Annotated in this window: 18 protein-coding genes and 1 tRNA gene; 8 read left to right on the top strand and 11 right to left on the bottom strand. The window is 72.9% G+C overall.

What is annotated here, in order from left to right; all coding sequences use genetic code 11:
* Window positions 1-57: 57 nt before the first annotated feature.
* The 3 genes from EAO71_RS16385 to EAO71_RS37725 form a co-directional block, all read right to left on the bottom strand.
* Window positions 58-130 (bottom strand) — tRNA-Arg (locus tag EAO71_RS16385).
* A gap of 269 nt (window positions 131-399) precedes the next feature.
* A complete protein-coding gene (locus EAO71_RS38850; protein ID WP_147978400.1) occupies window positions 400-3,525 on the bottom strand; it encodes a hypothetical protein in 3,126 nt (1,041 codons plus the stop codon).
* Between the two features lie 219 nt (window positions 3,526-3,744).
* Entirely contained in the window at window positions 3,745-5,568 is a 1,824-nt protein-coding gene (locus EAO71_RS37725; protein ID WP_187282686.1) for a hypothetical protein, read from the bottom strand.
* 272 nt (window positions 5,569-5,840) lie between these two features.
* On the opposite strand from EAO71_RS37725, the gene EAO71_RS16370 reads away from it, so the two are divergent.
* Window positions 5,841-7,523: a class I adenylate-forming enzyme family protein gene (locus tag EAO71_RS16370; protein ID WP_261992243.1), complete on the top strand. Its 1,683-nt coding sequence runs from the start codon at window positions 5,841-5,843 to the stop codon at window positions 7,521-7,523.
* Window positions 7,524-7,671: 148 nt separating this feature from the next.
* Here EAO71_RS16370 and EAO71_RS16365 read toward each other — a convergent pair whose 3' ends face one another.
* Window positions 7,672-8,943 carry a M6 family metalloprotease domain-containing protein gene (locus EAO71_RS16365; protein WP_147978399.1) on the bottom strand — a complete coding sequence of 424 codons (1,272 nt, stop codon included), beginning with the start codon at window positions 8,941-8,943 and terminating at the stop codon, window positions 7,672-7,674.
* Between the two features lie 332 nt (window positions 8,944-9,275).
* Between EAO71_RS16365 and EAO71_RS16360 the strand changes: the two genes are divergently transcribed.
* On the top strand, window positions 9,276-9,935 hold the full coding sequence (locus EAO71_RS16360) for a TetR/AcrR family transcriptional regulator (protein ID WP_147978398.1): 660 nt from the start codon (window positions 9,276-9,278) through the stop codon (window positions 9,933-9,935).
* A gap of 115 nt (window positions 9,936-10,050) precedes the next feature.
* The gene (locus tag EAO71_RS16355; protein ID WP_147978397.1) at window positions 10,051-11,583 is read left to right on the top strand and encodes an MFS transporter; all 1,533 of its coding nucleotides are present in this window, start codon (window positions 10,051-10,053) and stop codon (window positions 11,581-11,583) included.
* Between the two features lie 135 nt (window positions 11,584-11,718).
* Here EAO71_RS16355 and EAO71_RS16350 read toward each other — a convergent pair whose 3' ends face one another.
* Window positions 11,719-12,222, bottom strand: coding sequence for a MarR family winged helix-turn-helix transcriptional regulator (locus tag EAO71_RS16350; RefSeq protein WP_147978396.1), 504 nt, complete (start codon window positions 12,220-12,222; stop codon window positions 11,719-11,721).
* A 118-nt stretch (window positions 12,223-12,340) separates the two neighbouring features.
* Between EAO71_RS16350 and EAO71_RS16345 the strand changes: the two genes are divergently transcribed.
* A complete protein-coding gene (locus EAO71_RS16345; protein WP_147978395.1) occupies window positions 12,341-13,129 on the top strand; it encodes a dioxygenase family protein in 789 nt (262 codons plus the stop codon).
* A gap of 89 nt (window positions 13,130-13,218) precedes the next feature.
* Here EAO71_RS16345 and EAO71_RS16340 read toward each other — a convergent pair whose 3' ends face one another.
* Together EAO71_RS16340 and EAO71_RS16335 are read right to left on the bottom strand one after the other, a co-directional pair.
* Window positions 13,219-14,226: a questin oxidase family protein gene (locus tag EAO71_RS16340; RefSeq protein ID WP_147978394.1), complete on the bottom strand. Its 1,008-nt coding sequence runs from the start codon at window positions 14,224-14,226 to the stop codon at window positions 13,219-13,221.
* Between the two features lie 81 nt (window positions 14,227-14,307).
* On the bottom strand, window positions 14,308-14,841 hold the full coding sequence (locus EAO71_RS16335) for a GNAT family N-acetyltransferase (protein WP_147978393.1): 534 nt from the start codon (window positions 14,839-14,841) through the stop codon (window positions 14,308-14,310).
* A 147-nt stretch (window positions 14,842-14,988) separates the two neighbouring features.
* Here EAO71_RS16335 and EAO71_RS16330 point away from each other — a divergent pair, with 147 nt between their 5' ends.
* Complete coding sequence (locus EAO71_RS16330; RefSeq protein ID WP_147978392.1) at window positions 14,989-15,987, top strand: sigma-70 family RNA polymerase sigma factor; 999 nt, start codon at window positions 14,989-14,991, stop codon at window positions 15,985-15,987.
* Window positions 15,988-16,071: 84 nt separating this feature from the next.
* On the opposite strand, the gene EAO71_RS16325 is transcribed toward EAO71_RS16330, so the two are convergent.
* Window positions 16,072-17,031 (bottom strand): helix-turn-helix transcriptional regulator, encoded by a 960-nt coding sequence (locus tag EAO71_RS16325; RefSeq protein WP_147978391.1) that lies wholly within the window; start codon window positions 17,029-17,031, stop codon window positions 16,072-16,074.
* A 62-nt stretch (window positions 17,032-17,093) separates the two neighbouring features.
* Between EAO71_RS16325 and EAO71_RS16320 the strand changes: the two genes are divergently transcribed.
* A complete protein-coding gene (locus EAO71_RS16320; RefSeq protein WP_261992157.1) occupies window positions 17,094-18,659 on the top strand; it encodes an MFS transporter in 1,566 nt (521 codons plus the stop codon).
* 163 nt (window positions 18,660-18,822) lie between these two features.
* On the opposite strand, the gene EAO71_RS37720 is transcribed toward EAO71_RS16320, so the two are convergent.
* Window positions 18,823-20,340 (bottom strand): collagen-like domain-containing protein, encoded by a 1,518-nt coding sequence (locus EAO71_RS37720; protein WP_222723557.1) that lies wholly within the window; start codon window positions 20,338-20,340, stop codon window positions 18,823-18,825.
* Window positions 20,341-20,617: 277 nt separating this feature from the next.
* On the opposite strand from EAO71_RS37720, the gene EAO71_RS16310 reads away from it, so the two are divergent.
* Complete coding sequence (locus EAO71_RS16310) at window positions 20,618-21,703, top strand: glycosyltransferase (protein WP_147978390.1); 1,086 nt, start codon at window positions 20,618-20,620, stop codon at window positions 21,701-21,703.
* Between the two features lie 56 nt (window positions 21,704-21,759).
* Window positions 21,760-23,265: a glycosyltransferase family 39 protein gene (locus tag EAO71_RS16305; protein ID WP_187282685.1), complete on the top strand. Its 1,506-nt coding sequence runs from the start codon at window positions 21,760-21,762 to the stop codon at window positions 23,263-23,265.
* 62 nt (window positions 23,266-23,327) lie between these two features.
* Here EAO71_RS16305 and EAO71_RS16300 read toward each other — a convergent pair whose 3' ends face one another.
* Window positions 23,328-24,104: a DUF6227 family protein gene (locus tag EAO71_RS16300; RefSeq protein WP_147978388.1), complete on the bottom strand. Its 777-nt coding sequence runs from the start codon at window positions 24,102-24,104 to the stop codon at window positions 23,328-23,330.
* Between the two features lie 213 nt (window positions 24,105-24,317).
* Window positions 24,318-25,227, bottom strand: a 910-nt coding sequence (locus EAO71_RS16295) for a P1 family peptidase (protein WP_147979337.1), incomplete at its 5' end; no start/stop codon positions are given.

The following is a 25,227-nucleotide window of genomic DNA, read 5'->3' as shown; positions in this document are numbered from 1 at the left end:
ACGCCCACGACGAAGGGCCGGCAGGGGGACATGCCCCTGAACCGGCCCTTCTTCCTGTGCCCCCGGCAGGATTCGAACCTGCGACACCCGCTTTAGGAGAGCGGTGCTCTATCCCCTGAGCTACGAAGGCGGGGTGTGTGGAAATCCGTGCGGAGGTTCCGGCGAGGATTCTCCACCCAAGATCACTACACGTCGGTGGTACCCGGTCCCCGGCCTCAGGTGGGGCGGGGCCGTCATGCGTGTCCCCGGCCCCTCCTGTGGGAAAGCCAGGAGAGGTACCGGGGACAGCCTAGCGGACGTGTGTGGTGATCTGCTGGGGTGATCACCACCGGAGCGGATGGTGGCGACGCCGAGCTCGCACCGTGCCGCCGGATGGCGGCCGCGGCTTCCGTACCGGCGCTACGAGGTGTAGTACCCGGCGACGTCCGCGAGCAGGTCCACGGACCCGGCGTGGTTGTAGAAGTTCACCTTCCCGTTCACGACGGGTACGACGACCAGGTTGGGGATGGTCGTCCCGGCGGTGAAGTTCAGGTTCGACGCGGAGGAGCGTGCGACTCCGTCGGGGAACACGGAGACGAAGCTGCCCGCGGTCGGCGCGACGGCGGTCACGTTCATGATCACCGCCGTGACCCCGGTGGCCGGGATGCCGGACCTGCCGGCGACGTCGAGGGTGACCGTCTGCTGAGCCCCGACCTTCGCCTTGGCCACGCCGGTCCCGTCCCGCGTGTCCATCAACCGGGTCGGAGCCAGCGGCCGGTACCCGGACCCCGTCGCGTCCATCGTGAAGTAACCGGCCAGGTCGGCGATCAGGTCCACCGATCCGGCGTGGTTGTAGAAGGTCACGTCACCGTCCTTCCCGACGGGGACGACGACGAGGTTCGGGATCGTCTGGCCGGCGACGAAGTTCAGGTTCGACGCCGACGTGCGGCTCTGGTCGCCGGGATGGACCGAGACGAAGCCCGCCGCGGTGGGCGACGTCGCCGTGACGTTGAGCACGACCGCCTTGACGTCGGTGGCGGGAATCCCGCCGGTGCCCGTCACCTTCAGGGTGACCGACCCCTGCGCCCCGACCTTCGCCTTGGCCACGCCCGTTCCGTCCCGGGTGTCCATCAGCCGGGTCGGTGCCGTGGGCCTGAAAGTGGCTCCCGAACCGTCGGTGACGTAGTAGCCGGCCACGTCGGCGACGAGGTCGACGGAGCCCGCCTTGTTGTAGAAGTTCACGTAGCCGTTGATCACCGGCACGACCACCAGGTTGGGGATGGTCTGCCCCGCCTTGAAGTTGAGGTTGGAGGCCGATGTCCGGGGCGTGCCGTCCGGATACACGGAGACGAAGCCGGCGGTGCTCGGGCCGGTCGCCGTGACGTTCAGCACGACCGCGCTGACGCCGTTCGGTACGTAGCCCTGGGTGACGAGCAGTGAGACGGTCTCACCCGGGCCGACCTTGGCCCGGTGCACGTTGATGCCGTAGCGCGTGTCCATCACACGGGTCGGGGTGAGCGGCACGTAGCTGCCGAGGCCCGAGACGGCGGGCGTCACGGTGAACGTGCCGACGGGATACACCTTGCCGAAGGCGATGACGCGCACGCTCCAGTCACCGGGGGTGGCGACGCTCAGGCCCACGGTCACGGTCAGGGACCGGCCGTCGGGAGAGACCGCGACCGGCTTGGCCGTCAGGGTCGTCCCGTCCTTGGTCAGCCGCACCGTGTCCTTGATGCTCAGAGCGCTGCCGTGCACGGTGAGCGTCGCGAGCGAGCCGCGCGGGGCGGACGTCGGGGAGACGGAGGAGACGGATATCGGCACCCCGCCGCAGAGACGTGTGGTGTCCGCGTTGCACTCGACCTCGGCACGGTAGGAGGTCAGGGTGGCGCTCCGTCCCAGCACCAGGATGCTCGGGGAGGGCGCCGCCGTGGCGGAGCCGGCGCCGAGGGTGCAGCGTGAGCCGCCCCGCTCCGGGCGGCAGGTGTTGTTCAGCTCCGCGTCCCACAGCGAGGCGACGGCCGTGTACGCCGTTCCCTCGGGGTCCCTGACCCACACCCAGAGGTCGTCGTTCGAGGCGGTGGGCAGCGAAACGCAGTCGGCGACGTGCTGGTCGTCCAGCGTCCCCGTCCTCGGTCCGTAGCCGTCGCGGAGGTTCAGCACCCTCGCGCACTGCGGAGCCGGGCCCGCCGGTGTGGCGATGCGCATCGCGTCCAGCCGGTACGTGGGTGCCGGGCGGTACGAGGCGGTCGTGACCACCTGGTAGCGCGTCGCGCCGGTGACGGTGCAACGCCCGGCGCACCGGGTCGATCGCCCCGCCCCGTCGTGCACGGTCGTCTGTGCCGTGGAGTCGAGGTACACCACGTCCGCGGCGTCGTCGGTGGTCACCTGGAGGCAGGAGACGGTGCCCGAGATGCCGAGCGGTCCGCTCTTCGAGGAACCGCCCGCCGGGACGGCGGACTGCGCCGGGCAGCCCTGGGCGGTGCCGGTCACGTCGCGGCGTACGAGGGAGAACTTGTCCCGGAGGGTGGTACGGACGAGCACGGTGTAGGCGGTGCCCGGCGCGAGGGCGCAGTCGGTGTCGCAGACACGCACGCCCTCCGCGTCCAGGACCGTGTGCTCGGCCTGGGACCATCGGGTGGGCTCGCCCGTGGCGCCCCCCGTGTTGATCCACGTACCGTCGAGGGCCTCGGGCCGGACGAACTCGTGGGCGGTGTGGTCGTCCGCCGGAATCGTGAAGCAGTACGAGAAGACGTCGGCCGCCAGGGCGACGGTCGCCTTGGGGGTCGACGACGTGAAGTCGCCCGCAGGGACGGCCTGGCACTCGTCGGGCACGTCCGTGCGATGCAGCGCGAGGTGGTAGGTGCCGGTCGGCGCCTCGACGTCGGTGGTGGAGACGAGCGCGCGGTGCGGGGCGGGACCGGTCAGCTCGCAGGTGTGGGCGGCCAGCCCGCCCGCCGCGCAGATCTTCGTGCCCGTTCCGTCCACGACCTCCACCGTGTGCGGCGACTTGAGTGGCGTGAGGGCTTCCACGTGGGCTTTCGCGGGCAGCGACAGCGTCAGGCAGTCGATCGCACCGGGTGCCTCGAGGGCACCCGTGTGGCGACCGGGTGCCATCGGGGAGCAGCCCCGCGTCGACGAACGGTCGAGGATCAGCGTCGGCTGATCGGTGATCACGCGGTAGGTGTCGCCTGCCGTCAGTCGGCAGGCGCCCTCGGCGGCGCAGACGGCGACGCCGGCAGCGTCGTACACGGCCAGGCGGGCGCGGCGTCCCTCCACCGGCGCGACGCCGAACACGTCGTACGGGCCGGTGGTGGCCGCGGTGAAGGCCTTGCAGGTCTCGGCCGACGTCGTGGCCGTCGGTGCGGTGCCGTAGTCGTTCACCGGCACGGTCACGCAGTCGGCGAGGGCGGGCAGGTCCTCCGCGTGTGCCGTTCCGGCCGGTCCGACCGGCAGGATCGGAAGCAGCAGGGACAGCACCAGCGTGAGCGCGGCGAGCAGAGCGGTGTACGGCGCGGATCTCGGCGCAGCAACCGGCGGTCTTGGCATTCCCGGCCCCCCAGGAGCGGTGTCGTCGCGATCTTCGTCGCGGAGTTCGCCGCATGATCGCACGGGTGTCCGACAGGTGGCACACCGGATTACGCACCGTGCCGTCGGGGACGGGTTCCCGATCCGGTGCCGGGCCGCTTCCTCCCCGTCGCGGAGCACGTCCGGGGGCGGGCTCCGTACGGGCGGGCTCCGCGCGAGGAGGCCGGCGCCCCCGGCGCGTCAGCGGAGGAACACCTGGGCGCCGGCCCAGAGGACGGCGGCGGCGGCGAGGTACGGGCCCAGGGGCAGTCCGTGGTGGCCGGCCGAGGTCCGGGGGCGGAGCTCGGGGTGGTGGACGAGGACACGGAGGGACTCCGCCGCGTCCAGGGCCGTGGAGCGGCGGCCCAGGCGGCGGGCGAGCCAGGACCAGCCGGTGGGGGACAGCCGCAGCTCGTTGTCCGGGATGCCGACCCGGATGCCGTCGTCGACGTGCGAGACCGCCTTGACCGCGTCCCACGGGACGTGCCGGACGCGCCAGGCGCCGCACAGCCAGAGGCCCTTGTCGTCCGCGACGACGCGCCAGTTCAGGGTGGTGGCGGCCGCGGAGAGGTGCCAGGGGAGGGCGAGGCCGGCGACGATCCAGCGCCAGGAGAAGCCGTCGCCCCACGCGCTCGCGAGGACGAACACCCCCATCAGGAGGAAGCCGAGCCCCTTGATCCGCGCGCCGGTGTCCGCCGACCACACGAGGGGCTCCCGGGAGAGGGGGAGCGCCGCCACGACGTCCGCCGTGGGGCGTCGCCGCGAGGTCGTCTCGGGTCGCAGGAGCGGTGCCGGACGGGCGGGGGAGACGGTGCACTCCGTCAGGGGCCCGTCCTCCTCCAGGGCCGAGACGAGCACCAGCTCCGCGCCGGCGTGCGGGCTGCCGTAGAGCACCGCCTCGCGCAGCCGCGGCGCCTCGCCCGCCTCGTCGAAGTCGTCGTCCTCGTCCTCCGCGAGGTCGTCGGGGTCGAAGTCGTCCTCCGGGTGATCCTCCTCGAAGACGTACCGCGTGTGGAAGGAGAGCAGCGGTCGTTCGGCGGCCCTGTCGTCCGCGGCGTGCAGCCACGTCCGGGCGTCGTTCGGCCGGGAGGCGAGCAGCACCCGCAGGACCGGCGCCGGCTCGGCGCGCAGCCGCGCGGCGCGGCGGCGGGCCACCAGGCCGTTGACGAGGAAGGCCAGACCGGGCACGGAGGACACCAGCAGGAGCAGTTCCCAGCCGAAGGTGTCGTAGGGCTCGGCGGCCGGCCGGATCCAGTCACCGTCGACGAGGAGGTCCAGGTGCGAGCCGACGGGGTGGGCCTCGGGGAAGAGCACCTCGACCGTGTGCGTGCCGAGCGCCTCCGAGCGGACGGTCAGCGTGCCGCCCTCGTCGTCGCTCTCCACGACGCGGGCGGTCGCGGGCGTCGCCCGTGATACCCGCTCGTCGAACGCGGACGCGTCCCGTTCTCCCTGCCAGACGGCGAAGACCGACACCGCGAGCAGCAGGGAGGCCAGGGCGAAGGAGCCCCGGCCGCGACGGAACGTCCCGGCCGGTCCGGGCAGCGGGGCGCGTGCCCCGTCGGCGGCCTCCAGGGCCACCAGCTGCTGCTGCCTCACGCAGACCAGGCGGTGGATCAGGGTGGCGGCGGCGTAGAGGGCCGCCAGCAGCAGCGCCACGCTCGACGCGGCCAGCAGGCCCGGCGAACCGTCCGGGGCGTCATCGAGGAGCAGCCCGCCGACGGACACCACCAGGCCGGGCAGCGCGAGCGCCGGGTGGCGGCGCAGCAGTACCAGCGTGAGCACCTCGATCGTGGCCAGGGACACACCCGGCCAGTCCGTGGTGCAGGGGATGGCGGTGGTGCAGACGGGGTAGGGGGCCTCCGCGATGGACCAGACGGCCGTCGCCAGCAGGGCGAGGAAGGGCCACAGGGGATCTGCCCAGCGCCCGGGTCCGGCGGCGCGCCAGCGTTCGGCGTCTGCCGCCTGCCAGGCGCGGGTGCCCGGAGGTATCTGCTCCAGGGCCAGGGGGACGGGAAGGTCGCTCACTCGCGCATTATGTGTGCAGTCCGGAATCGATGGTCCGGGAGGGCGGGTGTCACGCCCGCCGGGACCGAGCAGGCGCTGGGAAGGGAACGACGATCGTGGTCGCGTCGCACACCGAGCCGTCCGCCGCGGAAGCGGCAGGGCACGTACCGGAGACGGCGGGGGAGCCGCTGCCGGCGAGTACGCCGGAGCCGGTGACCGCGGCCGCCGCGGCCGTGCCGTCCCCCGGCCGGGGAACGGCCACGGGAGCCGAGACCGCGCCGGGCGAGGACGCCGTGACCGCGGCCGCCGCGGCGGTGGCCGCCCGGCTGTCCGCGCCGGGAGCGCCGTTCGCCGTCGAGGACGGTGTGTACGTGGACGGGCCGCGGACCCTCCGCGAGTTCGTGGAGGCCACCTGGGCCTACGGCGACCGGCCGTTCCTGTACTCCGAGGACGGGGTCCTCGGCTACCGGGAGTTCTTCGACGCGGCCTGCGGGCTCGCCCGGCTCCTCGTCGACACCTACGGTCTGCGGCCCGGCGACCGGGCCGTCGTCGCCATGCGCAACCACCCCGAGTGGCAGATCGCCTTCTGGGCCGCCCAGCTCGCCGGACTCGTCGCCGTGCCGCTCAACGCCTGGTGGACCGCGGAGGAGTTCGCGTACGTCCTCGACGACTGCCGGCCCCGCGTCCTGCTGGTCGACGCCGAGCGGGTCGGCCGGGTCCGGGGCTGGGCCCGCGCGCACCGGGTGCCCGGCATCGTCTTCCAGGGAGGCCAGGGAGGCCAGGGAGGCCAGGGAGGCCAGGGAGGTGACGGGGCCGCCGGCGGGGAGGCCGTCGACGGCTTCCGGGCGTACGTGCGGGACACCGACTCCCTCCTCGGCCCGCCCTTCGTCGACGTGCTGCCCGAGCACGACGCCACGCTCATGTACACCTCCGGCACCACCGGCCGCCCCAAGGGGGCCGTCGCCACCCACCTCGCGCAGGCCGGGGCGGCGATGAACCCGCGCTACTACGCCGCCGCCTCCGCCCTCGGCCGCGGCACGATCCCCGGGCAGGGCGCCGCCCCCGTCTCGCTGACGACCTTCCCCTTCTTCCACGTCGCCGCCTTCACGTCGTTCTACTCGGTCATGGCCGCCGGCGGCTCCCTCGTCCTCATGCGCAAATGGGACGCGGCCCGGGCGCTGGAGCTGATCCGCGAGCACGGCGTCACCCACTACGCGGGCGTGCCGACCACCGCGCTCCAGCTGCTCGACCTCGCCGAGCGCACCGGCGACCCGCTGAGCACGCTCGTCATGTTCAACACCGGTGGGGCGGCCGCGCCGGCCGAGATCGTCGCCCGGCTCACCGCCCGCTACGGGGAGCGCATCGAGCCCCGCAACGGCTACGGGCTGACCGAGACCTGCGGCGGCGTCCTCGCCAACTTCGGCGCCGAGTACCGCCGGTGGCCCGGGTCGGTGGGCCGTCCCACGCCCGCGACCGAGGTCCGCGTCGACCGTCCGGACGCCGACGGCGTCGGCGAGCTGCTGCTGCGCGGGCAGGCCCTGATCCGCGGCTACTGGGGCGACGAGGCGGCCACCCGGGAGGCCTTCACGGAGGACGGCTGGTTCCGCACAGGTGATCTCGCCCGGGTCCACGACGGGCGGGTCACCGTCGTCGACCGGCTCAAGGACATGGTGATCCGCGGCGGCGAGAACGTGTACTGCGTCGAGGTCGAGGCGGCCCTGCACGCGCATCCCGACGTCGCCGACGCGGCCGTGCTCGGCATCCCGCACCCGGTCCTCGGCGAGGAGGTGGCCGCCGTGGTGCGGCTGCGGACGGGGGCCACGGTGACCGCGGACGGGCTGCGCGCGCACGTGGGCGGGAGACTCGCCGCCTTCAAGGTGCCGGCCCGGGTCGTCGTGCGGGACGCCGAGCTGCCCCGCAATCCCACCGGCAAGATCCTCAAGCGGGAGCTGAGGGCGGAGCTCACGGCGGGCTGACCCCGCCGGGCGCCCGCTCGGGAGGCCGGGAGGCCGGCCAGCCGGGGACCGGGCGCCGGCGGGCCGGCCGTCGCCGCCCGCCTGACGCCCCCGACGGGCCCGGTGCCCGCGGCAGTGCCCGCCCCGCAGGGCGCTTCATGCGGCGTCCTCACGACCGGGTGATCCGGACGCGGAACGCTCCGTTCTCGTCCTCCTCCAGGACCGAGATCCGGATGCCGTTGGCCCGGTCCGTGAAGGTCTCGCCCGGGCGGAACGGGGCGTCCGAGAGCTCCGCGTGGACGTTGGGGCGGCGCGTGCAGCCGCCGCTGTCCTTGTCGCTGTCGGCCACCGTCACCGGGCCGTGGCCGGTGTCCACGTCCGACTCCACGCGGTAGATCAGGACGCCGGGCTCGCAGACGGCCTCGTCGTTGCCGTCCCGGGTGCGGACCTCGACCGCGTACCCCGAGCGCTCGCCGAGCGGGACGAAGGCCAGCTTCGGGCCGCCGGCCGTGGCGAGCGGCGTCAGGATGTGCTCGCTGGTGCCGCTGCCGGACGCGCAGCCGACCTGGTCGTTGTCGAGCCAGCCCAGCTTCCACTTGTGCCAGCCCAGGAAGTCGTTGTTGGCCCCCCAGTCCTCGGACATGATGTCCCAGTGCCCGACGGTCCCGCCGCCGTCCATGGTGTAGAGGTCGGGCAGGCCGAAGACATGGCCGTTCTCGTGCGGCAGCACCCGGTAGCCGGTCTCGGAGTACGACCCCGATCCGTCGTCCTGCCGGCTGTAGACGAAGGACGTGTTGGCGAGCGGGACGCCGTCGGCGTACGGGGCGTCGTCGTTGCCGGAGAAGGTCACGGACAGCACGGTGTCGAGGGCCGAGGGGCCGGCGTTCGGCGTGACCAGGATGTTGACCAGGTCGTACCCGCTGAAGTCCACCAGCGGGTCGGCCGACTTCACGACGTCCTCGACGAGCCCGCGGTAGCCCGGCTCGTAGGGGGAGCCGCGCTCTATCCCGTACGAGGAGAACGGCCGGGGCATCCGCAGCCAGTCGGGTATCGGGGCCTCGGGGGAGTAGTGCAGCCGCCCGTAGGAGCTGGTGCGGAACCACTCGGCGGTCTGCGGGAAGAACTCCTCGTAGCGTGCGAGCGCCGCGCCGTCGCCGGGCGCGTCCGGGAAGTCGATCATCAGGTTGAGGGCGCGGATGCGGCCCGTGGAGCGGGCGTACCCCGGGGCGGTGGGCAGTCCCTCCGACATCTGCACGCCCAGCGTCGTCGCGATCCGGCACGGACCCAGTGGTGCCTCGCCGGGCCCGGCGGCCACCGGGCCGGCCGAGGCCGGAGCGGGACCCGGGAGGGTCGTGCTGGCGGAGACCAGGGCGGCGAGCGCGAGGGCGGACGCCGTGGCCAGGGCCACGGGTCTGCGTATCCGCCGGGGGGTCTTCTCCATGCGGCGCCCTTCTGATCTGCGGACTGATCTGCGGACCGATCTGCGTCTCCGCGCTCCGATCAGCCTGTGTCGGGAGGTGCGGGGGCGCGCGCGGGGTTGGCCCGATCAGGGGGTGTCGAGGCGCGAGCCGCATGGGTGACCCAGGTCACATCGACGGAAGGAACAACCGGGGACTCGCTCCCCGTTTACGCCTGTGTCCGAGAGAAGCGGGGACATAGTCCCCGGATCGCGCGACACCGTGCATGGCACGGATCGCCTCGGAGGCCGCGAACGTCGCGGCGCACCGCAGAACGCTCCCCGGAGCACCCGAGACGACCTGAAGGAGCCGTGGCGTGACCAGCACCGCCGACACCGCGCCCGCCCGCCGCGCACCCCGGCCGCGGGCCGACGCCCTGCGCAACCGCGAGCGGATCGTGACGGCGGCCCGCGAGATGTTCGTCGAGTTCGGACCCCAGGTCCCGTTCGACGAGATCGCGCGCCGCGCCGGAGTCGGCAACGCCACGCTCTACCGCAACTTCCCCGAGCGCGCCGACCTCGTGCAGGAGGTCGTCGTCTCCGTCATGGCCCGCACCACGGACCTGGCGGAGGGGGCAGCCGAGGAGGACGACACCTTCGCGGCGCTGCGCCGCTTCGTCCACGCCGCGGCCGACGAGCGCATCGGAGCCCTGTGCCCGATGCTCGACGGCGCCTTCGACAAGGACCATCCCGAACTGCGCGCCGAACGCGAGCGGCTGGAGGAGGCCGTACAGGGCCTCGTCGACCGCGCGCAGCAGGCGGGCAGGCTCCGCACCGACGTCGGCGTCGGCGACCTGATGATCGCCGTCTCCCAGCTCACCCGCCCGCTGCCCGGCACGGCCTGCCTCACCATGGACCGTTTCGTCCACCGTCACCTGCAGCTGTTCCTGGACGGCCTCGAAGCGCCCGCGCGCTCCGAGCTGCCGGGCTCGGCCACCACTCTGGAGGATCTGCGGGGCGACTCCTGCCGGCCGTGAGCCGGGACCGGCCCGCACCCCTTCCTGAACTTCCGCGCCCCACCCCGAACCTTCGCGCCCCGCGCGCTCAGTAAGCCCGTTTGCTCCTTGTACGCACCAAGAGGTGGCTACCCCCATGTCGAAAATCACCGCGACCGCTCCGGCGGTCCAGGCCGACCCCAGTCGGTGGAAGGCCCTGGTCTTCATCGCCCTCGCCCAGCTGATGGTCGTGCTCGACGCGACGATCGTGAACATCGCCCTGCCCTCCGCCCAGCAGGACCTGGGGATCTCGGACGGCAACCGGCAGTGGGTCATCACGGCCTACGCCCTGGCCTTCGGCGGCCTGCTCCTCTTCGGCGGCCGCATCGCCGACCTGTGGGGCCGCAAGCGCACCTTCGTCGTCGGCCTGATCGGCTTCGCCGTCGCCTCCGCGCTGGGTGGCGCGGCGACCGGTGAGGCGATGATGCTCGGAGCGCGTGCGCTCCAGGGCGCCTTCGGCGCGCTGCTCGCGCCCGCCGCGCTCTCGCTCCTCGCGGTGATGTTCACCGACGCCAAGGAGCGCGCCAAGGCCTTCGGCATCTACGGCGCGATCGCCGGTGGCGGCGGCGCCGTCGGCCTGATCCTGGGCGGCTTCCTCACCGAGTACCTGAACTGGCGCTGGACCTTCTTCGTCAACATCCCGTTCGCGATCGTCGCCGCCGCCGGCGCGTACTTCGTGATCCGCGAGCCGGCAGGCGGCCGCAACCGCTCGGCGCTCGACATCCCCGGCGTCATCCTGTCCACCCTGGGTCTGGTCTCCCTGGTCTACGGCTTCACCCGCGCCGAGTCCGCGGGCTGGTCGGACGCCACCACGATCGGGCTCTTCGTCGGCTCGGCCGTGCTGCTGCTCGCCTTCGTGATCACCGAGGCCCGGGTCAAGTCCCCGCTGCTGCCCCTGCGCGTCCTGACCGACCGCAACCGCGGCGGTGTCTACCTCTCCCTCGGCCTCGCGGTCATCGCGATGTTCGGCCTGTTCCTCTTCCTCACCTACTACCTGCAGGTCGTGAAGGGGTACTCGCCGGTCAAGACGGGCTTCGCGTTCCTCCCGATGATCGCGGGCATGATCACCGGTTCCACCCAGATCGGCACGCGCCTGATGACCCGGGTGCCCCCGCGCTGGCTGATGGGTCCGGGCTTCCTGACCGCCGCCGTCGGCATGCTGCTGCTCACCCAGCTGGAGATCGGCTCCTCGTACGCCGGGCTGATCCTGCCCGCGCAGCTGCTGCTCGGCCTCGGCATGGGTACGGCCTTCATGCCGGCGATGTCGCTCGCGACGCACGGCGTGGACCCGCGGGACGCCGGTGTGGCCTCCGCGATGGTCAACACCTCGCAGCAGGTCGGCGGTGCCATCGGCACGGCGCTGCTGAACACGATCGCGGCCTCGGCCACGACCGCGTACATCGCCGACCACGCCGCCGGGGCCACCACCCCGGGCGCCCAGAAGCTGCTCCAGCTCCAGGGCATGGTCGAGGGCTACTCGGCGGCCATCTGGTGGGCCGTCGGCATCCTGGTCGTCTCGGCCTCGATCGCCGTCACCCTCATCACCACCGGGAAGCCGGGCTCCGGCGTCGTGGCCGGATCCGGTGACGGTGTCGAGGACGAGGTGAAGATCCCGGTCGTCGCGCACTGACGGCACGGGGGAGCCACGGGTACGTGATCGCCCAGGTCCTCCCCGGGCGATGAGCACCCACCGCGGGACCGGTCGGCCTACGCCGCCGGTCCCGCGGTCGTTCCGGCGCGGCCCGGGCCCCCGACCGGCTTCCGCTCAGCGCAGCCAGGGCAGGTCGGCGTTCGGGCCCGTCGGCTGGAGACCCTCCGCCATCACCTTCATGATCTCGCCGAGCTCCCGCACCTGCTCGGGCGTGAGCCGGTCGAACATGGCCTGCCGGACGGCCGCGACATGCCCCGGCGCGGTCCGTTCCAGTACGGCGAAGCCGTCGTCCGTCAGCCGCGCGAACTGGCCCCGCTTGTCCGAGGGGCAGTCCTCGCGCACCACCCAGCCGTTCTTCTCCAGCCGGGCGACGGCGTGCGAGAGGCGGGAGCGGGTGATCTTCGCGTCCTTGGCCAGCTCGGTCATCCGCAGTCGCCGGCGGGGCGCCTGGGAGAGCTGCACGAGCAGGCCGTAGTAGATGTGGGGCATCCCGGCGTCGCGCTGCAGCTGGCGGTCGAGATGGTCCTCGAGGAGGGTGGTGGCGTGGAGGTAGGCACGCCAGACGTGCTGTTCCTCGTCGCTGAGCCAGCGGGGCCCTTCAGTGGATGCCGTGGTCATGTATCCATCGTACGACCCATCCTTGAAAGTTGAACTACATCGGGGCTAAGCTCGTCACGAGCTCAGAGCTTGAACTTTCAAAGAACTTCTCCTCGGACCCCGAACGGAGGCGGTCGTCATGGACGCCACGCTGGAACGGATGCCCGCCCTCTACCTCTCGCACGGTGCGCCGCCGCTCGCCGACGACCCGGTCTGGCCCGGTGAACTGGCCGCCTGGTCCGCCGGGCTGCCCCGCCCCAAGGCCATCCTGATGGTCTCCGCCCACTGGGAGGAGGCCCCGCTCGCGCTCGGCGCGGTCGAGCCCGTGCCGCTGGTCTACGACTTCTGGGGCTTCCCCGAGCACTACTACCGCGTCCGGTACGCGGCCCCGGGCGCGCCCGAGCTCGCCGCCTCCGTGCGCAAGCTGATCCAGGCGCCCGGCACGCCCGTCCAGGACATCCCCGACCGGGGGCTCGACCACGGTGCGTACGTGCCGCTGGTCGAGATGTTCCCCGGCGCCGACATCCCCGTCCTGCAGATCTCCATGCCCACCCTCGACCCCCAGCGGCTGATGGACATCGGCCGACGGCTCGCGCCGCTGCGGGACGAAGGCGTGCTGATCGTCGGCAGCGGCTTCTTCACCCACAACCTGGCCGCGCTGCGGCACACGGGCGGCGGCGTGCCGGGCTGGTCCGCCGAGTTCGACGCCTGGGGCGACCGCGCCCTGCGGGAACGGGACGTGGACGCGCTCCTCGACTTCGAGCACAAGTCGCCCGCCGGCCGGCTCGCCCACCCGCGTACCGAGCACTTCGCGCCGCTGTTCGTGACGCTCGGCGCGGCGGAGGCGGCCGGGGACCTGGACGGCGGGCGGAGTGTGATCGACGGCTTCTGGATGGGGCTGGCGAAGCGCTCGGTCCAGTTCGGCTGAGCCGCGGAACCCCTCCCGGGGCCGGCAGGGGTCGGGGCGGCGGACGGATCAGGCCGGCCGCGCCCGGACAGGACAGGACAGGACAGGACCTAGAAGACCGGCTCGTTGAGCTCGATCGAGCGGAGGGCGGCGGCCATCGCCGTCGGGTCGCCGACGTCGAGCGCCGTGTCGCAGAACTTGATCGTGTGATCGTCGCCGTGTGCCGCGGCCCGCTCGAAGATCTCCTCCGGGGCGAGGGTGCCGGCGGTGTACGGCAGCGGCTCGGGCGGCGTGTAGGCGGCGGTCACCGCGGCGGAGGCCGCCCAGGCCGCCGCCAGGCTCGCGGCCCACAGCTCGCGCGGCAGCGCGGGCAGCGTGCGCAGCACGGCGTTCGGCGCGGTCGCCGCGTGCACCAGCATGACCGGCTCTCCGTGACCGTGGGTGGCGTACCGGTGGGTCGCGGCGGTGACCAGCTCGGTGAGCCGGGTGTGCGCGGTGTCCGGGTCGGGTGCCGAGCCCCAGCGGGGGAAGGCGGTCAGCTGCTCCAGCCGGACCCGGATCCCGCCTTCCTGGGAACGCACGGCCGGAACGGCGTCCAGCGCCGCCGCGGCGGACGGCGCCGACGGGAGCGGGGCGACGGCCCGCAGCGGTCGGTGCCGGGCGGCCCAGTAGCCGAGGGCGTGGGCCAGTTCGGCTCGGCGCGGTGCGGTCTCCCCGGTCGTCAGCAGGGTGCGTACGGCGTGGCCCGTGCGGATCACCGGGTGGGTCGCACCGCCCGCGATGCCGGGCAGCAGGCGCGGCCACCATTCGGCGAGCACCTCGCGCCAGGGCCGCTCCTCGACGGCCCGCTCGAAGTGGCGCGTCCAGTCGGCGATCCGGGACGGGTCGCCCAGCGCCTCGCGCCAGTCGCCGTCGGTGACCGGGGAGCACGGCGACGGCATGTCCTCCAGCTTGTGCCGGTAGCGGTCCAGCCAGCGGTGCACGGCCGGTGCCTGCCCGCGGCGGACGAGCGCCTCGACGGCCATCGGGGCGTGGTTGGAGAGCCAGCCGTTCCGCTCGGGACCGGTCGCGTGGAGGCGTTCCAGGGCTTCGTCGAGAGTTCCGGTCGTGTCGTCCATGGGGGCGACGGTAGGCGCGTCCTCGGAGATCCGTAACGGCCGCGCGTCCTAGGTCGCGCGGCCCCGGCCCGGCCGTCCGGCCTAGGACTCGAGGCGCTTCTCGTACCAGGCCACGTCCCAGTAGCGGCCGAACTTCCGGCCGACCTCGCCGTACGTGCCGATGTGACGGAAGCCGAGGCGGGCGTGGAGGCGGACCGAGGGCTCGTTGGGCAGGGCGATTCCGGCGTAGGCGCGGTGGACGTCCTCGGTGGCGAGGGCCGCGAAGAGCCGCTCGTACAGCAGTGTGCCGATGCCCCGGCCGGCGGCGTGCGGGGCCAGGTACACGCTCACCTCCACGGACGTGGAATAGGCGGGCTTGGGGCGGAACGGGCTGCTGGTCGCGTAGCCGAGGACCCGGTCCTGTGCCCCCTCGACGGCGTCCCGGGCAACCAGGAGGCGGTGGGGGCCGTCTTCAGGATGGGAGCGGAGCCAGGGAAGTCGCTGCTCCGCGGTGAAGGGCACGGTGTCGAATGTGATCGCGGTCTCACGGACGTAGTGGTTGTACAGCTCGGTCAGTGACGCCAGGTCGCCCTCCGCGCCCGGTCTGACCTGCACCTCTGCGGTATCCGCCGACATGTGACCCCCTCGTTGGCGGCACAGGGTACTGCATGATCGCGAAAATCAATGCGTCGTGTGGGAATTCTGTCCTGATTCCAGTCGTTGTTTCCGTCGGATGCAGGGCACCCGAAAGGGTGTCGCGACCTACTCAGTAAGGGAGCTCGCATGGCAACCCGTGCCGTCGCCCGTCGTTCGTCCGCCACTGGCGGAAGCAGCCGGGCAAGCAGCGTTCGCGCCGTGGGCGGGGAGATCGCCGACCGCGACCTGGTCGGCATGTACCTCGACGAGATCGCGCGCACGCCCCTGCTCGACGCCGCCAAGGAGGTCGAGCTGTCGCAGACCATCGAGGCCGGTGTGTACGCCCGGCAGATCCTGGACGGCGAGGTGGACAGCGAGGCGGGCGGCGCGACCCGCGAGGAGCTCGAGGCGCTGGTCGCCGAGAGCGAGCGGGCCAAGGACGTTTTCATCAAGTCCAACCTGCGGCTCGTCGTCGCGGTCGCCCGGCGCTACCCGCGCAGCGGGCTGCCGCTGCTCGACCTGATCCAGGAGGGGAACGCCGGCCTGGTGCGCGCGGTCGAGAAGTTCGACTACGCCAAGGGCTTCAAGTTCTCCACGTACGCCACGTGGTGGATCCGCCAGGCCATCACGCGGTCCATAGCCGACCAGTCCCGCACCATCCGGCTCCCCGTCCACCTCGTGGAGGAGCTCGGCCGGATCCGCCGGGTCCAGCGCGAGTTCAACCGCGAGCACGGCCGTGAGCCCGAGCCCGCGGAGATCGCCGCCGAGCTGGACACGAAGCCGGAGCGGGTGGTGGACGTCCTGGACTGGGCGCGCGACCCGGTCTCGCTGAACATGTCCGTCGACGACCAGGGCGAGACGCAGTTCGGCGACCTGCTGGAGGACACGTCGGCGGTGTCGCCCGAGCAGTCCGTCCTGACGCTGCTGCGCAGCGAGGAGCTCGACGACCTGATCGACAAGCTGGACCACCGGACGGCCTCGATCATCCGCATGCGGTACGGCATCGAGGACGGCCGGGAGCGGACCCTCACGGAGGTCGGCAAGGAGCACGGCCTGACGCGCGAGCGCATCCGCCAGATCGAGAAGCACGCGCTGCTCGAACTGAAGAAGATGGCGCGGGACACCGGCTTCGACGCGGTCGCCTAGGTCCTGTCCGGACCGGATCGTCCGTCGGGACACGGGGGCGCGTGCGGGGTTCCTGCCCCGGGCGCGCCCCCTTTCCGGTCTCCGTCAGGCGGAGGTCGCCGCACCCAGACGGGCCGAGAGGTCCCGGACGTAGGCGATCAGGGGATCCGGCGCGTGGATCCTGAACGGGCAGTCGACCAGCGCCAGCCGGAGGGCGACCCATTCCAGCGAGTCCGCGGAACGGGTGCGCAGTCGGCAGGTCCCCGGCCCGGTCGCCTCCGGCGCGAGGTGCGCGGGGAGCCGGGCGGTCACGAACTCGGCCGGTGCCTCGAAGTCGACGTCCAGGTCCAGCTCGGCGGTGGCCCGCGCCATCGAACGGGACATGTAGGCGACCGCGCCTCCCTCGGGCAGCTCCCGCGGGCCGAAGCGCGCGCCCGTCGCGAACGGCTCGCTCACCCGGTCCACCCGGAACGTCCGCCAGTCCTCGCGCTCCATGTCGTACGCCACGAGGTACCAGCGCATCCCCGTCGACACGAGCCGGTACGGCTCCACCAGGCGCCGGCTCTCCGTTCCGTCCCCCGCCCGGTAGCCGAACCGCAGCCGTTCCTGCCCGGTGACCGCCCCCGCCAGCGTCGTCAGGGTCTGCGGCGCGACCGTGGCGCCGTCGCCGCGGGTCAGCGGGATCGTCGCGTTCTGGAGGGTGGAGACCCGGTGCCGCAGCCGTGACGGCAGCACCTGTTCCAGCTTCGCCAGCGCCCGGACCGACGCCTCCTCCACACCCTCGATCGCGTGCCCGGCGCCCGCCCGCAGCCCCACCGCGATCGCGACGGCCTCCTCGTCGTCGAGTACCAGCGGCGGCATCGCCGTGCCCGCGACCAGGCGGTACCCGCCGACCGCGCCCTTCGTCGCCTCGACCGGGTAGCCGAGCTCCCGCAGCCGGTCGACGTCGCGCCGGATCGTCCGGGCGGAGACCGAGAGCCGCGTCGCCAGCTCACTGCCCGGCCATTCCCGCGGCGTCTGCAGCAGGGACAGCAGATTCAGAAGTCGTGCCGGAGTGTCCGTCATGCCCTCCAGGGTGCGGTTCATCTAGGACATCAGCTGACCTAGATGGCCTCTATCTTCATCGTATGAGTGCACACGAAGCCACCGATCGAAGGCGCTGGATCGCCCTCGCCATCGTCATGACCGCCGCCTTCATGGATCTGGTCGACGCCACGATCGTCAACATCGCGATCCCCAGCATCGAGCGCGACCTCGGTGCCTCGTTCGGAGCCATTCAGTGGATCACCGCCGGCTACGCCCTCGCGTTCGCCGCCGGTCTGATCACGGGCGGCCGGCTCGGTGACATCTACGGCCGCAAGCGCCTCTTCCTGCTCGGCACCGCCGGCTTCACCCTCGCCTCGGCGCTCTGCGGCTTCGCAGCCAACCCGGAGATGCTCGTCGCCTCCCGCCTCCTCCAGGGCGCGGCCGCCGCGATGATGGTCCCGCAGGTCCTGTCGATCATCCACGTCACCTTCCCCGCGCACGAGCGCGGCAAGGTCTTCGGCATGTTCGGCGCGATCATCGGGCTCGGCGCGGTCTCCGGGCCGCTGCTCGGCGCGCTGCTCACGCAGTGGAACCTCTTCGGCATGGAGTGGCGCCCGATCTTCCTGATCAACCTGCCCGTCGGCATCGCGGGCCTGATCCTGGGCCGCAAGTTCATCAGCGAGTCCAAGGCGCCCAAGGCGCTCCGGCTCGACCTGGTCGGCGTCCTGCTGGTGACGCTGGCGCTGCTCATGCTGATCTACCCCCTCACGCGCGGCCGTGAGCTGGACTGGCCGCTGTGGGGGCACCTCTGCATGGCGGGCAGCCTCCTCGTCTTCGCCGCCCTCGTCGGCTACGAGAAGCACAAGACGAAGAAGGACGGTTCGCCGCTGGTCGAGCTGTCGCTGTTCAAGGTGAAGAGCTTCGCCGCCGGTATCGCGGTGCAGCTGACCTTCGGTGTCGTGCTGGGCATCTTCTTCCTGGTCTGGACGCTGTACATGCAGATCGGGCTCGGCTGGAGCCCGCTCAAGGCCGGTCTGACCGGTGTGCCGTTCTCGATCGCCGTCTCGGTGGCGGCCGGCATGTCGGTGCAGAAGCTGGTCCCGCGCTTCGGGCGCAAGGTGCTGCAGGCCGGCGCCCTGACGATGGTCGCCGGTGTGCTGCTCTACCTCTGGGAGGCCGGACGGTACGGGACCGGAATCCACTCCTGGCAGATGATCCCGCCGCTGGTCGTCATGGGCCTGGGCATGGGCCTGATCGTGGCTCCGCTGACCGACGCGGTGCTCTCGGAGGTGCCGCGCGAGCACGCCGGCTCGGCCTCCGGGCTGATCAACACGACCGGCCAGATGGGCAACGCGCTCGGGCTCGGGCTCGTGTCGGTGGTCTTCTTCGGCGTGATCGACGACGAGCGGCTGGCCAAGGCCCCCCAGGAGGTGGGGACGGCGTTCGCGGACGCCTTCCGGAACTCGCTGTGGTGGGTGGCGGCGGTGCTCGCCGTGATCTTCCTGGTGATGTTCGCGCTGCCGGCGAAGCCGAAGCAGCACGTGGAGGGCGCGGTGGACGAGGCAGCCGAAGCCGACACCGCCGACGCGACCGACGGAACCGAGGCGGGCGTGGAGCCGTCCGACGGGACCGTGGGGAAGCAGGACCAGCCGGTGCTGACGCACTGACGCCTGAGGCACCGACAGGGCTCGTGGCGTGAAGGAAGGGACCCGGGGCWWGCCCCGGGTCCCTTCCCCGTTCTGCCGCGTCGCGATCGAGGCAGAACGGCCGTGCGGGGGGTGGTGCGCTCCGGAGCGCACCACCTTTCCGCGTTCACCGATCAGCGCTCCGTCAGGGGCGCTTGATCCCCTTCAGGCCCTTCGGCGCCTGATGCGGGGCCGCCGTCGAGTCCATGCTGCGCTTGAACGCGCGGAGGGCGGCCGGTGTCGGGGTCGCCTGCTGGAGCCAGCCCTGGTTCCAGACGAAGCCCCCCATGGCGAGGTTGCCTACCGTCTGCCAGACCGTGCCGGTCGTGGTGACCACCTTGACGTAGGCGGCATTCCCCCGCGCCTCGATGGCGATACCGCAGGCGTTCGCCGGGTAGTCCGGGTTGGCGGGGTCCGACGCGGTCGCGACGGTGTTGGTGAGGTCCTGCCAGGTGATCGCTCCGCCCAGCGTGGCGGCCTTGCCGACGTAGGCCTTCCCGCCGGTGAGCGCGGCCTGGAAGTCCTCGGTGGCCGAATTGCTGAAGGTGTCGATGTCGGAGCAGGGGCCGGTCGCGCCCGTGGCTCCGGTCGCACCCGTGGCTCCGGTGTCGCCGGTCGGGCCGGTGTCACCGGTGGGGCCGGTGTCGCCGGTCGGGCCGGTCGGGCCCGTGTCACCGGTGGGGCCGGTGTCGCCGGTCGGGCCGGTCGGGCCCGTGTCACCGGTGGGGCCGGTGTCGCCGGTCGGACCCGTGTCGCCGGTCGGACCCGTGGGGCCGGTGTCGCCGGTCGGGCCGGTCGGTCCCGTGTCACCCGTGGGGCCGGTGTCGCCGGTGGGGCCGGTGTCACCCGTGGCACCGTCGGTGCCGGTGTCGCCCGTGGGGCCGGTCGGTCCCGTGTCACCGGTCGCGCCGGTGTCGCCGGTGGGGCCGGTGTCACCCGTGGCACCGTCGGTGCCGGTGTCGCCGGTCGGGCCGGTCGGTCCCGTGTCACCCGTGGGGCCGGTGTCGCCGGTGGGGCCGGTGTCACCCGTGGCACCGTCGGTGCCCGTGTCGCCGGTCGGGCCGGTGTCACCCGTCGCACCGGTGTCGCCGGTGGCACCCGTGTCGCCGGTCGGGCCCGTGTCGCCGGTCGGACCGGTGTCACCCGTGTCGCCGGTGGCTCCCGTGTCGCCCGTGTCACCCGTCGGACCGGTGGGGCCCGTCGGTCCGGTGGGGCCCGTCGGGCCCACCTTGCACTCGTCGTGCCCGCCGGACGCCGACCGCACGTAGCGGCCCGGGTCCCCGGCGAACTGCTGCATCTGCTGGTCCAGGAAGCTCTGGAGGGCGTCCTCCTGGGGCGCCCCGCCGGAGTCGCGCGCACCGGGCTGTCCGTGGTGGTACGGGCCGTGCTCCTCGTGCGGCGGTCGGCCATGGTCCTCGTGGTGGGGGCGGCCGTGGTCGTCGCACTCGTCGCCGCGCGGCGGGCCCGACGTGTCCGTGCCGGAGGGCCGTGCCCCCATGCTCTGCGCCGGGCCGGCAGGGCCGGCCGTTCCGGTGGCGACGGCCGCCGGGCTCGCGAATCCCGTGATGACGAGCGCGATCGAGGCGAGCGCGCCGCCGTTGAGCCAGGCGCGGCGTTTGGGGAGGGGGCCCAGCGAGGACCTCGTCCTGACATCAGGACTCATGCACTGCTCCTTCTTCAACCGATTCGAATGATGTCCCGGAAGCGGGTTTCGAGCTTCCTAATAGGATCATCGGATCGCGGATGCAAAGCCTTGAAGGTCTCAGCGCACTCTCAACACCTTGGCCTACGAGCGAAATACCAATGGGTGCCTGCGCAGCAGCGAATTCTGTTCCGACTTTCGGCGTGCCGTCACCGGGCCTCCGCATCCCCTGCATAAGGTCGCCCCCGACCTCCCCACCGGAAGTGGTGTTGCCGTGAAGCCATCCTTCTGCTTGTGCATGATCGTCAAGAACGAGGCCGCCGTCATCGAGCGCTGCCTCACCTCCGTACGTGACCTGGTGGACACCTGGGTCATCTCCGACACGGGTTCCACCGACGGCACCCAGGAACTCATCCGCAAGGCACTCGACGGCATCCCCGGAGAGCTGCACGAGGAGTCCTGGGTGAACTTCGGGCACAACCGGAGCCTGAACATCGCCCACGCCCGCGGCAAGGCCGACTACCTGCTGCTCCTCGACGCCGACCACGTGATCCGGCGGGCCGGGCCGCTGCCCGAGCTGACCGCGGACGCCTACATGCTGCGGCACGCGGGCACCATGGAGTACCGCATCAAACGCCTGGTCAAGGGCGACATCCCCTGGCGGTACGAGGGTGTCACCCACGAGTACCTGACCGCGGACCGGCACCACGCCCAGGAGAACCTCGACGCGCTCGTCATCGAGCACTTCGCCGACGGCGGCTCGCGCCACGACAAGTTCGAACGCGACGCCCGGCTGCTGAGCGCCGAACTCGACCGCGACCCCACGAACACCCGCACCGTCTTCTACCTCGCCCAGACCATGCGGGACATGGGCCGCACCGCCGAGGCGATCGACCTCTACGAGCGCCGGGCCCGCATGGGCGGCTGGGGCGAGGAGGTCTACTACGCGCTGCTCCAGTGCGGCATCCTCAAGTCCGACTCCGACGACTGGCCGGGTGCGATGGACGCCTTCACCCGCGCCTGGGAGTCCCGCCCGCAGCGCCTCGAAGCCTGCTACGAGCTGGCCGCGCGGCTGCGCACGATGAGCCGCCACCACACCGCCCACGCCCTGGTCGCCACCGTCCTGGACCGGGAGCAGCCGGACGACCTGCTCTTCATGCAGCCCTGGGTGTACCGCTGGGGGTTGCTGTTCGAGTTCTCGATCACGGCGTACTGGGTCGGGGACCACGCGGGTTCGCTCGCCGCCTGCGACCGGCTGCTGGCCATGCCGGACCTTCCGGAGTCGTACCGCGAGCAGACCCGCTCCAACCGGGAGTTCGCCGTCCGGCGCCTGGCCTCGATCCCGCACGCGGCCGGCGGCGCGGCCGTGCCGGCGAGGGACTGAGCCCCGACATGGGAACCCCCTCACCGTCGCCCCCTTCCTCTCCGTCCCCGGCCCCCGTGGCCGTCGCGACGCCGGTCCGGGAGCCGAGGCCGTCCGCAGGCCGCCCGGGCGGCGCACGCGACGGCCGGGCCGGGCCCGGCGTCTGGCTGTGGCCCACACTGCTCACGCTCGCGCTGACCCTGTACGGGATCGGCAGCCCGCAGCTGTGGGAGGACGAGCTCAACACCTGGGACATGGCCGGGCGATCCACCGGGCAGCTCCTCGACGCCCTCCGGAACGTGGACGCCGTCCTCGGCGCCTACTACCTGCTGCTGCACGGCTGGATGGGTGTCTTCGGAGACTCCGCCACCGCCCTGCGGCTGCCGTCCGCGTTCGCCATGGCCGGCGCCGCCGCCTGCACGGCGCTGATCGGGCAGCGGCTGTTCGGCCGCCGTGCCGGACTGGCCGCCGGCCTGCTCCTCGCGCTCGTCCCCGCCGTGACCCGCTACGGCCACGAGGCCCGGCCGTACGCCCTCGTCGTCCTGGCCGTCGCCCTCGCCACGCTGACGCTGCTGCGCGCCCTGGAACGGCCGCGGGCCGCAGGCCGCTGGGCCGCCTACGCCCTGTGCGTGGCGGCGGTCGGTCTGCTCCACCTGGTGGCGCTGACCGCCCTGGCCGGGCAGTCGGTCGCCGTGGCCCTCAAGGCCCGCGAGGAGCGGCCGGTCGTCGGGCGCTTCGTCCTCGCGGTCGCCGCCGGGGTCGCCGTCGCGGCCCCCGTCGCCCTCCTCGGCCGGGGGCAGGCCGGCCGGCAGATCTCCTGGATCCCCCGCCCCGACCTGTGGAGCCTGCTCGGACTCTGGCCGCAACTGTACGGCTCCGCCCTGGCCGCCGGCGCGGTGACCACGGCCGCCCTACTGGCCTGGGGCGAGCGCCGTCCGGCGACCCGGGGCCCGCTCCTCACCGCCTCGGCCCTGGCCGTGCTGCCGCCGCTGCTGCTGTGGGCGGTCTCGCACGGCGACGTCTCGTACTTCTTCCACCGCTATCTGCTGTTCACCCTGCCCGCCTGCGCCGTCCTGGCGGGGGCGGGCCTGTGCGCCGCCCGGGCCCGCGGGGTCGTCGCGGCGGGTCTGGTGGCCCTCGCCCTGCTCACCCTCTCCGAGCAGCAGGCGCTGCGCCGCCCCTACGCGCACTTCTGGCACGGCGTCGACTACGAGGGCGCCGCGTCGACCGTCCGGAAGTACCACCGGCCCGGGGACGCGGTCGTCTACGACCGGGGCGAGGACTACTGGCGCCTGCTCGACGTCGGCGTCCGCTTCTACCTGCCGGACGACCTCAGGCCCCGCGACGTGTTCCTCGCGGAGTCGGCCGCCGACCGTGCCGGTCTCTGGCCGGCGGAGTGCCCCGATCCGGCGGTGTGCCTGCGGAACGAGGCCAGGATCTGGCTGGTGGTGGCCGGCAACCAGCCGGACCCGCTGGACGCGCTCCCGGCCCCGCAGGCCCGGGCACTGCGGGCGCGCTACACCGCGACCGGAACCGAGCGCCTGACCGGCGTGACCGTGGCGCTCCTGGTGCGCAGGGCCTGACGGGCGAGGGCCCCGGGAGAAGACCTCCCCGGGGCCCTCGCCGGGCGCGGACGGCAAGCCCGTCAGCGCACCCGCGCCCGGTGCTCCATCGCCTCGCGCGCCACGTGCTCGTCGGTGTACACCTCGCACATGTGGCGGCCGTCCGGGGTCGCCGTGTGCTCGACCTCCCACAGGCTCAGCTCGCTCCCGTCGAGGAGCAGGAACGCGTGCTCGTAGAGGGTGAATCCGGCGTCCCGGCCGCTGCGCACCGGGCACTGCCGCCCGAAGGCCTGCGTGATGTGGTGGGCGAACGCCACCCTCAGCCGACGCGCGGTCTCCTCGCCCGGCCGGTCGGCGTTCTCCGCCCGCCGCAGCACCCGCCGCGCGTGGTCCGCGGAGTTGTCCGGGACGTACGCCCGGGGCTGCGCCGGTATCGACCGGGACAGCAACGTGCCGAGCAGCTCCAGGTCGCCGTCATCGCCGGACTCCCGGTCCTCCGGGCGGTCCGCGCCCCAGCCCGGGTCGAGACCTGCGGGGAGTCGGGACGCGGCCAGGCGGGCCTCGCCCTCGTCCGTGTACAGCTCGTGCTGCTCGGATCCGTCCCGGCCCGAGTTGTGCACCAGCTCCCACAGGCTGAGTGCGGTGCCGTCGGCGAGGAGATAGGTGTGGCGGTGGGTCGTGCGGTGCAGCGAGGCGCTGTGGTGCGAGGAGAACAGCGCACTGGAGTGGGCGAGCGCCGACTCCAGGCGCTCGACCGTGGTGTCGGGCAGATCGAAGGAGTTGAGCGCCCTGCCGAGGAGCCGCTCAAGGTGCGTCTCGGTCGTCTCGTACGGATCGTGAGGATCCTGCGGATCGTTCAAGAGGGTCTCCAGGCCGTCGCCGCATGTCACTCGGTGCTTGCTTAACGTAGCCCCTGGGTCTGACACCGTGTCCGGGGTTCGGCAAAACGAAGGGCGCGTGCGGGAAGTTCCCGCCGGTAACGGCCGGGTCGGTCATGAAACTTTCAACTCCCTTGACCTGCAAGGGAGTCGAGCGGCCCGATCGTCGGATGGGAGGAGGTGCGGCGAGGCCCCTCAGGCACCGTCGCCGTACAGCTCGCGGTACGCGGGGAAGGTTCCGCCCGGCCCCGCCACCCCCTCGGCCGGGGCGCGCACCGCCCGCACGATCGCCCGGGTCACCAGGTCCGCGCCCGCCGCCAGGACGTCGTTCAGCGCGAGCGGCCCCTGCTCCGGGGGCAGTTCCCGCTCCCCGGTCGCGAGGGCGAAGACGGTGTCCCCGTCGTTGAGCAGATGCACGGGGCGGATGGCCCGGGCGATCCCGTCGTGCGCCGTGCCCGCGAACTTCTGGGCCTGGGCGCGGGTGAGGGCGGCATCGGTGGCGACGACCGCGAGGGTGGTGTTCAGCGGCGGTGGGGTGCTCGCGGCCCGGGCCTCGGCGAGCCGGCGCCGCGCCTCCTCGTGCACGGCGGGCTCCGGCCGGTGCGGCGGCCCGCCGTGGAAGTACTCCCCGTAGAGGACTCCCGTCTCCGGGTCGACCGCCGAGCCGACCGCGTTCACGACGACGAGGGCGCCGACGGTGATGCCCGACTCCAGGACCGTGCCGGCCGTGCCGACCCCGCCCCTGAGGCCGCCGACGACGGCTCCGGTGCCCGCGCCGACCGCGCCCGTCCCCACGGGTGCGTGCGCCTCGCTCGCGGCCGCCGCCTCCACCGCGGCCCGGCCCGTCCCGGCGTCCGGACGGGCCCGGAAGTCCCCGCCCCGGCCGAGGTCGAAGACGCAGGCGGCGGGCACCACCGGCACGACGTGCGCGGGGTCGGGCCCGACCCGTACGCCGCGGTGCTGCTCCTCCAGCCAGGCCATCACGCCGGCGGCGGACTCCAGCCCGTAGGCACTGCCGCCGGTCAGGACCACGGCCTCGACGCGCTGGACGACGTTGCGGGGGTCGAGGGCGTCGGTCTCCCGGGTGCCGGGGCCGCCGCCGCGG

This window comes from Streptomyces sp. MS191 (assembly GCF_008042125.1).
Taxonomy (GTDB): Bacteria; Actinomycetota; Actinomycetes; order Streptomycetales; family Streptomycetaceae; genus Streptomyces.
Note: the sequence above shows the minus strand (reverse complement) of the source record. Positions and strands in the feature narration are given on the sequence as shown.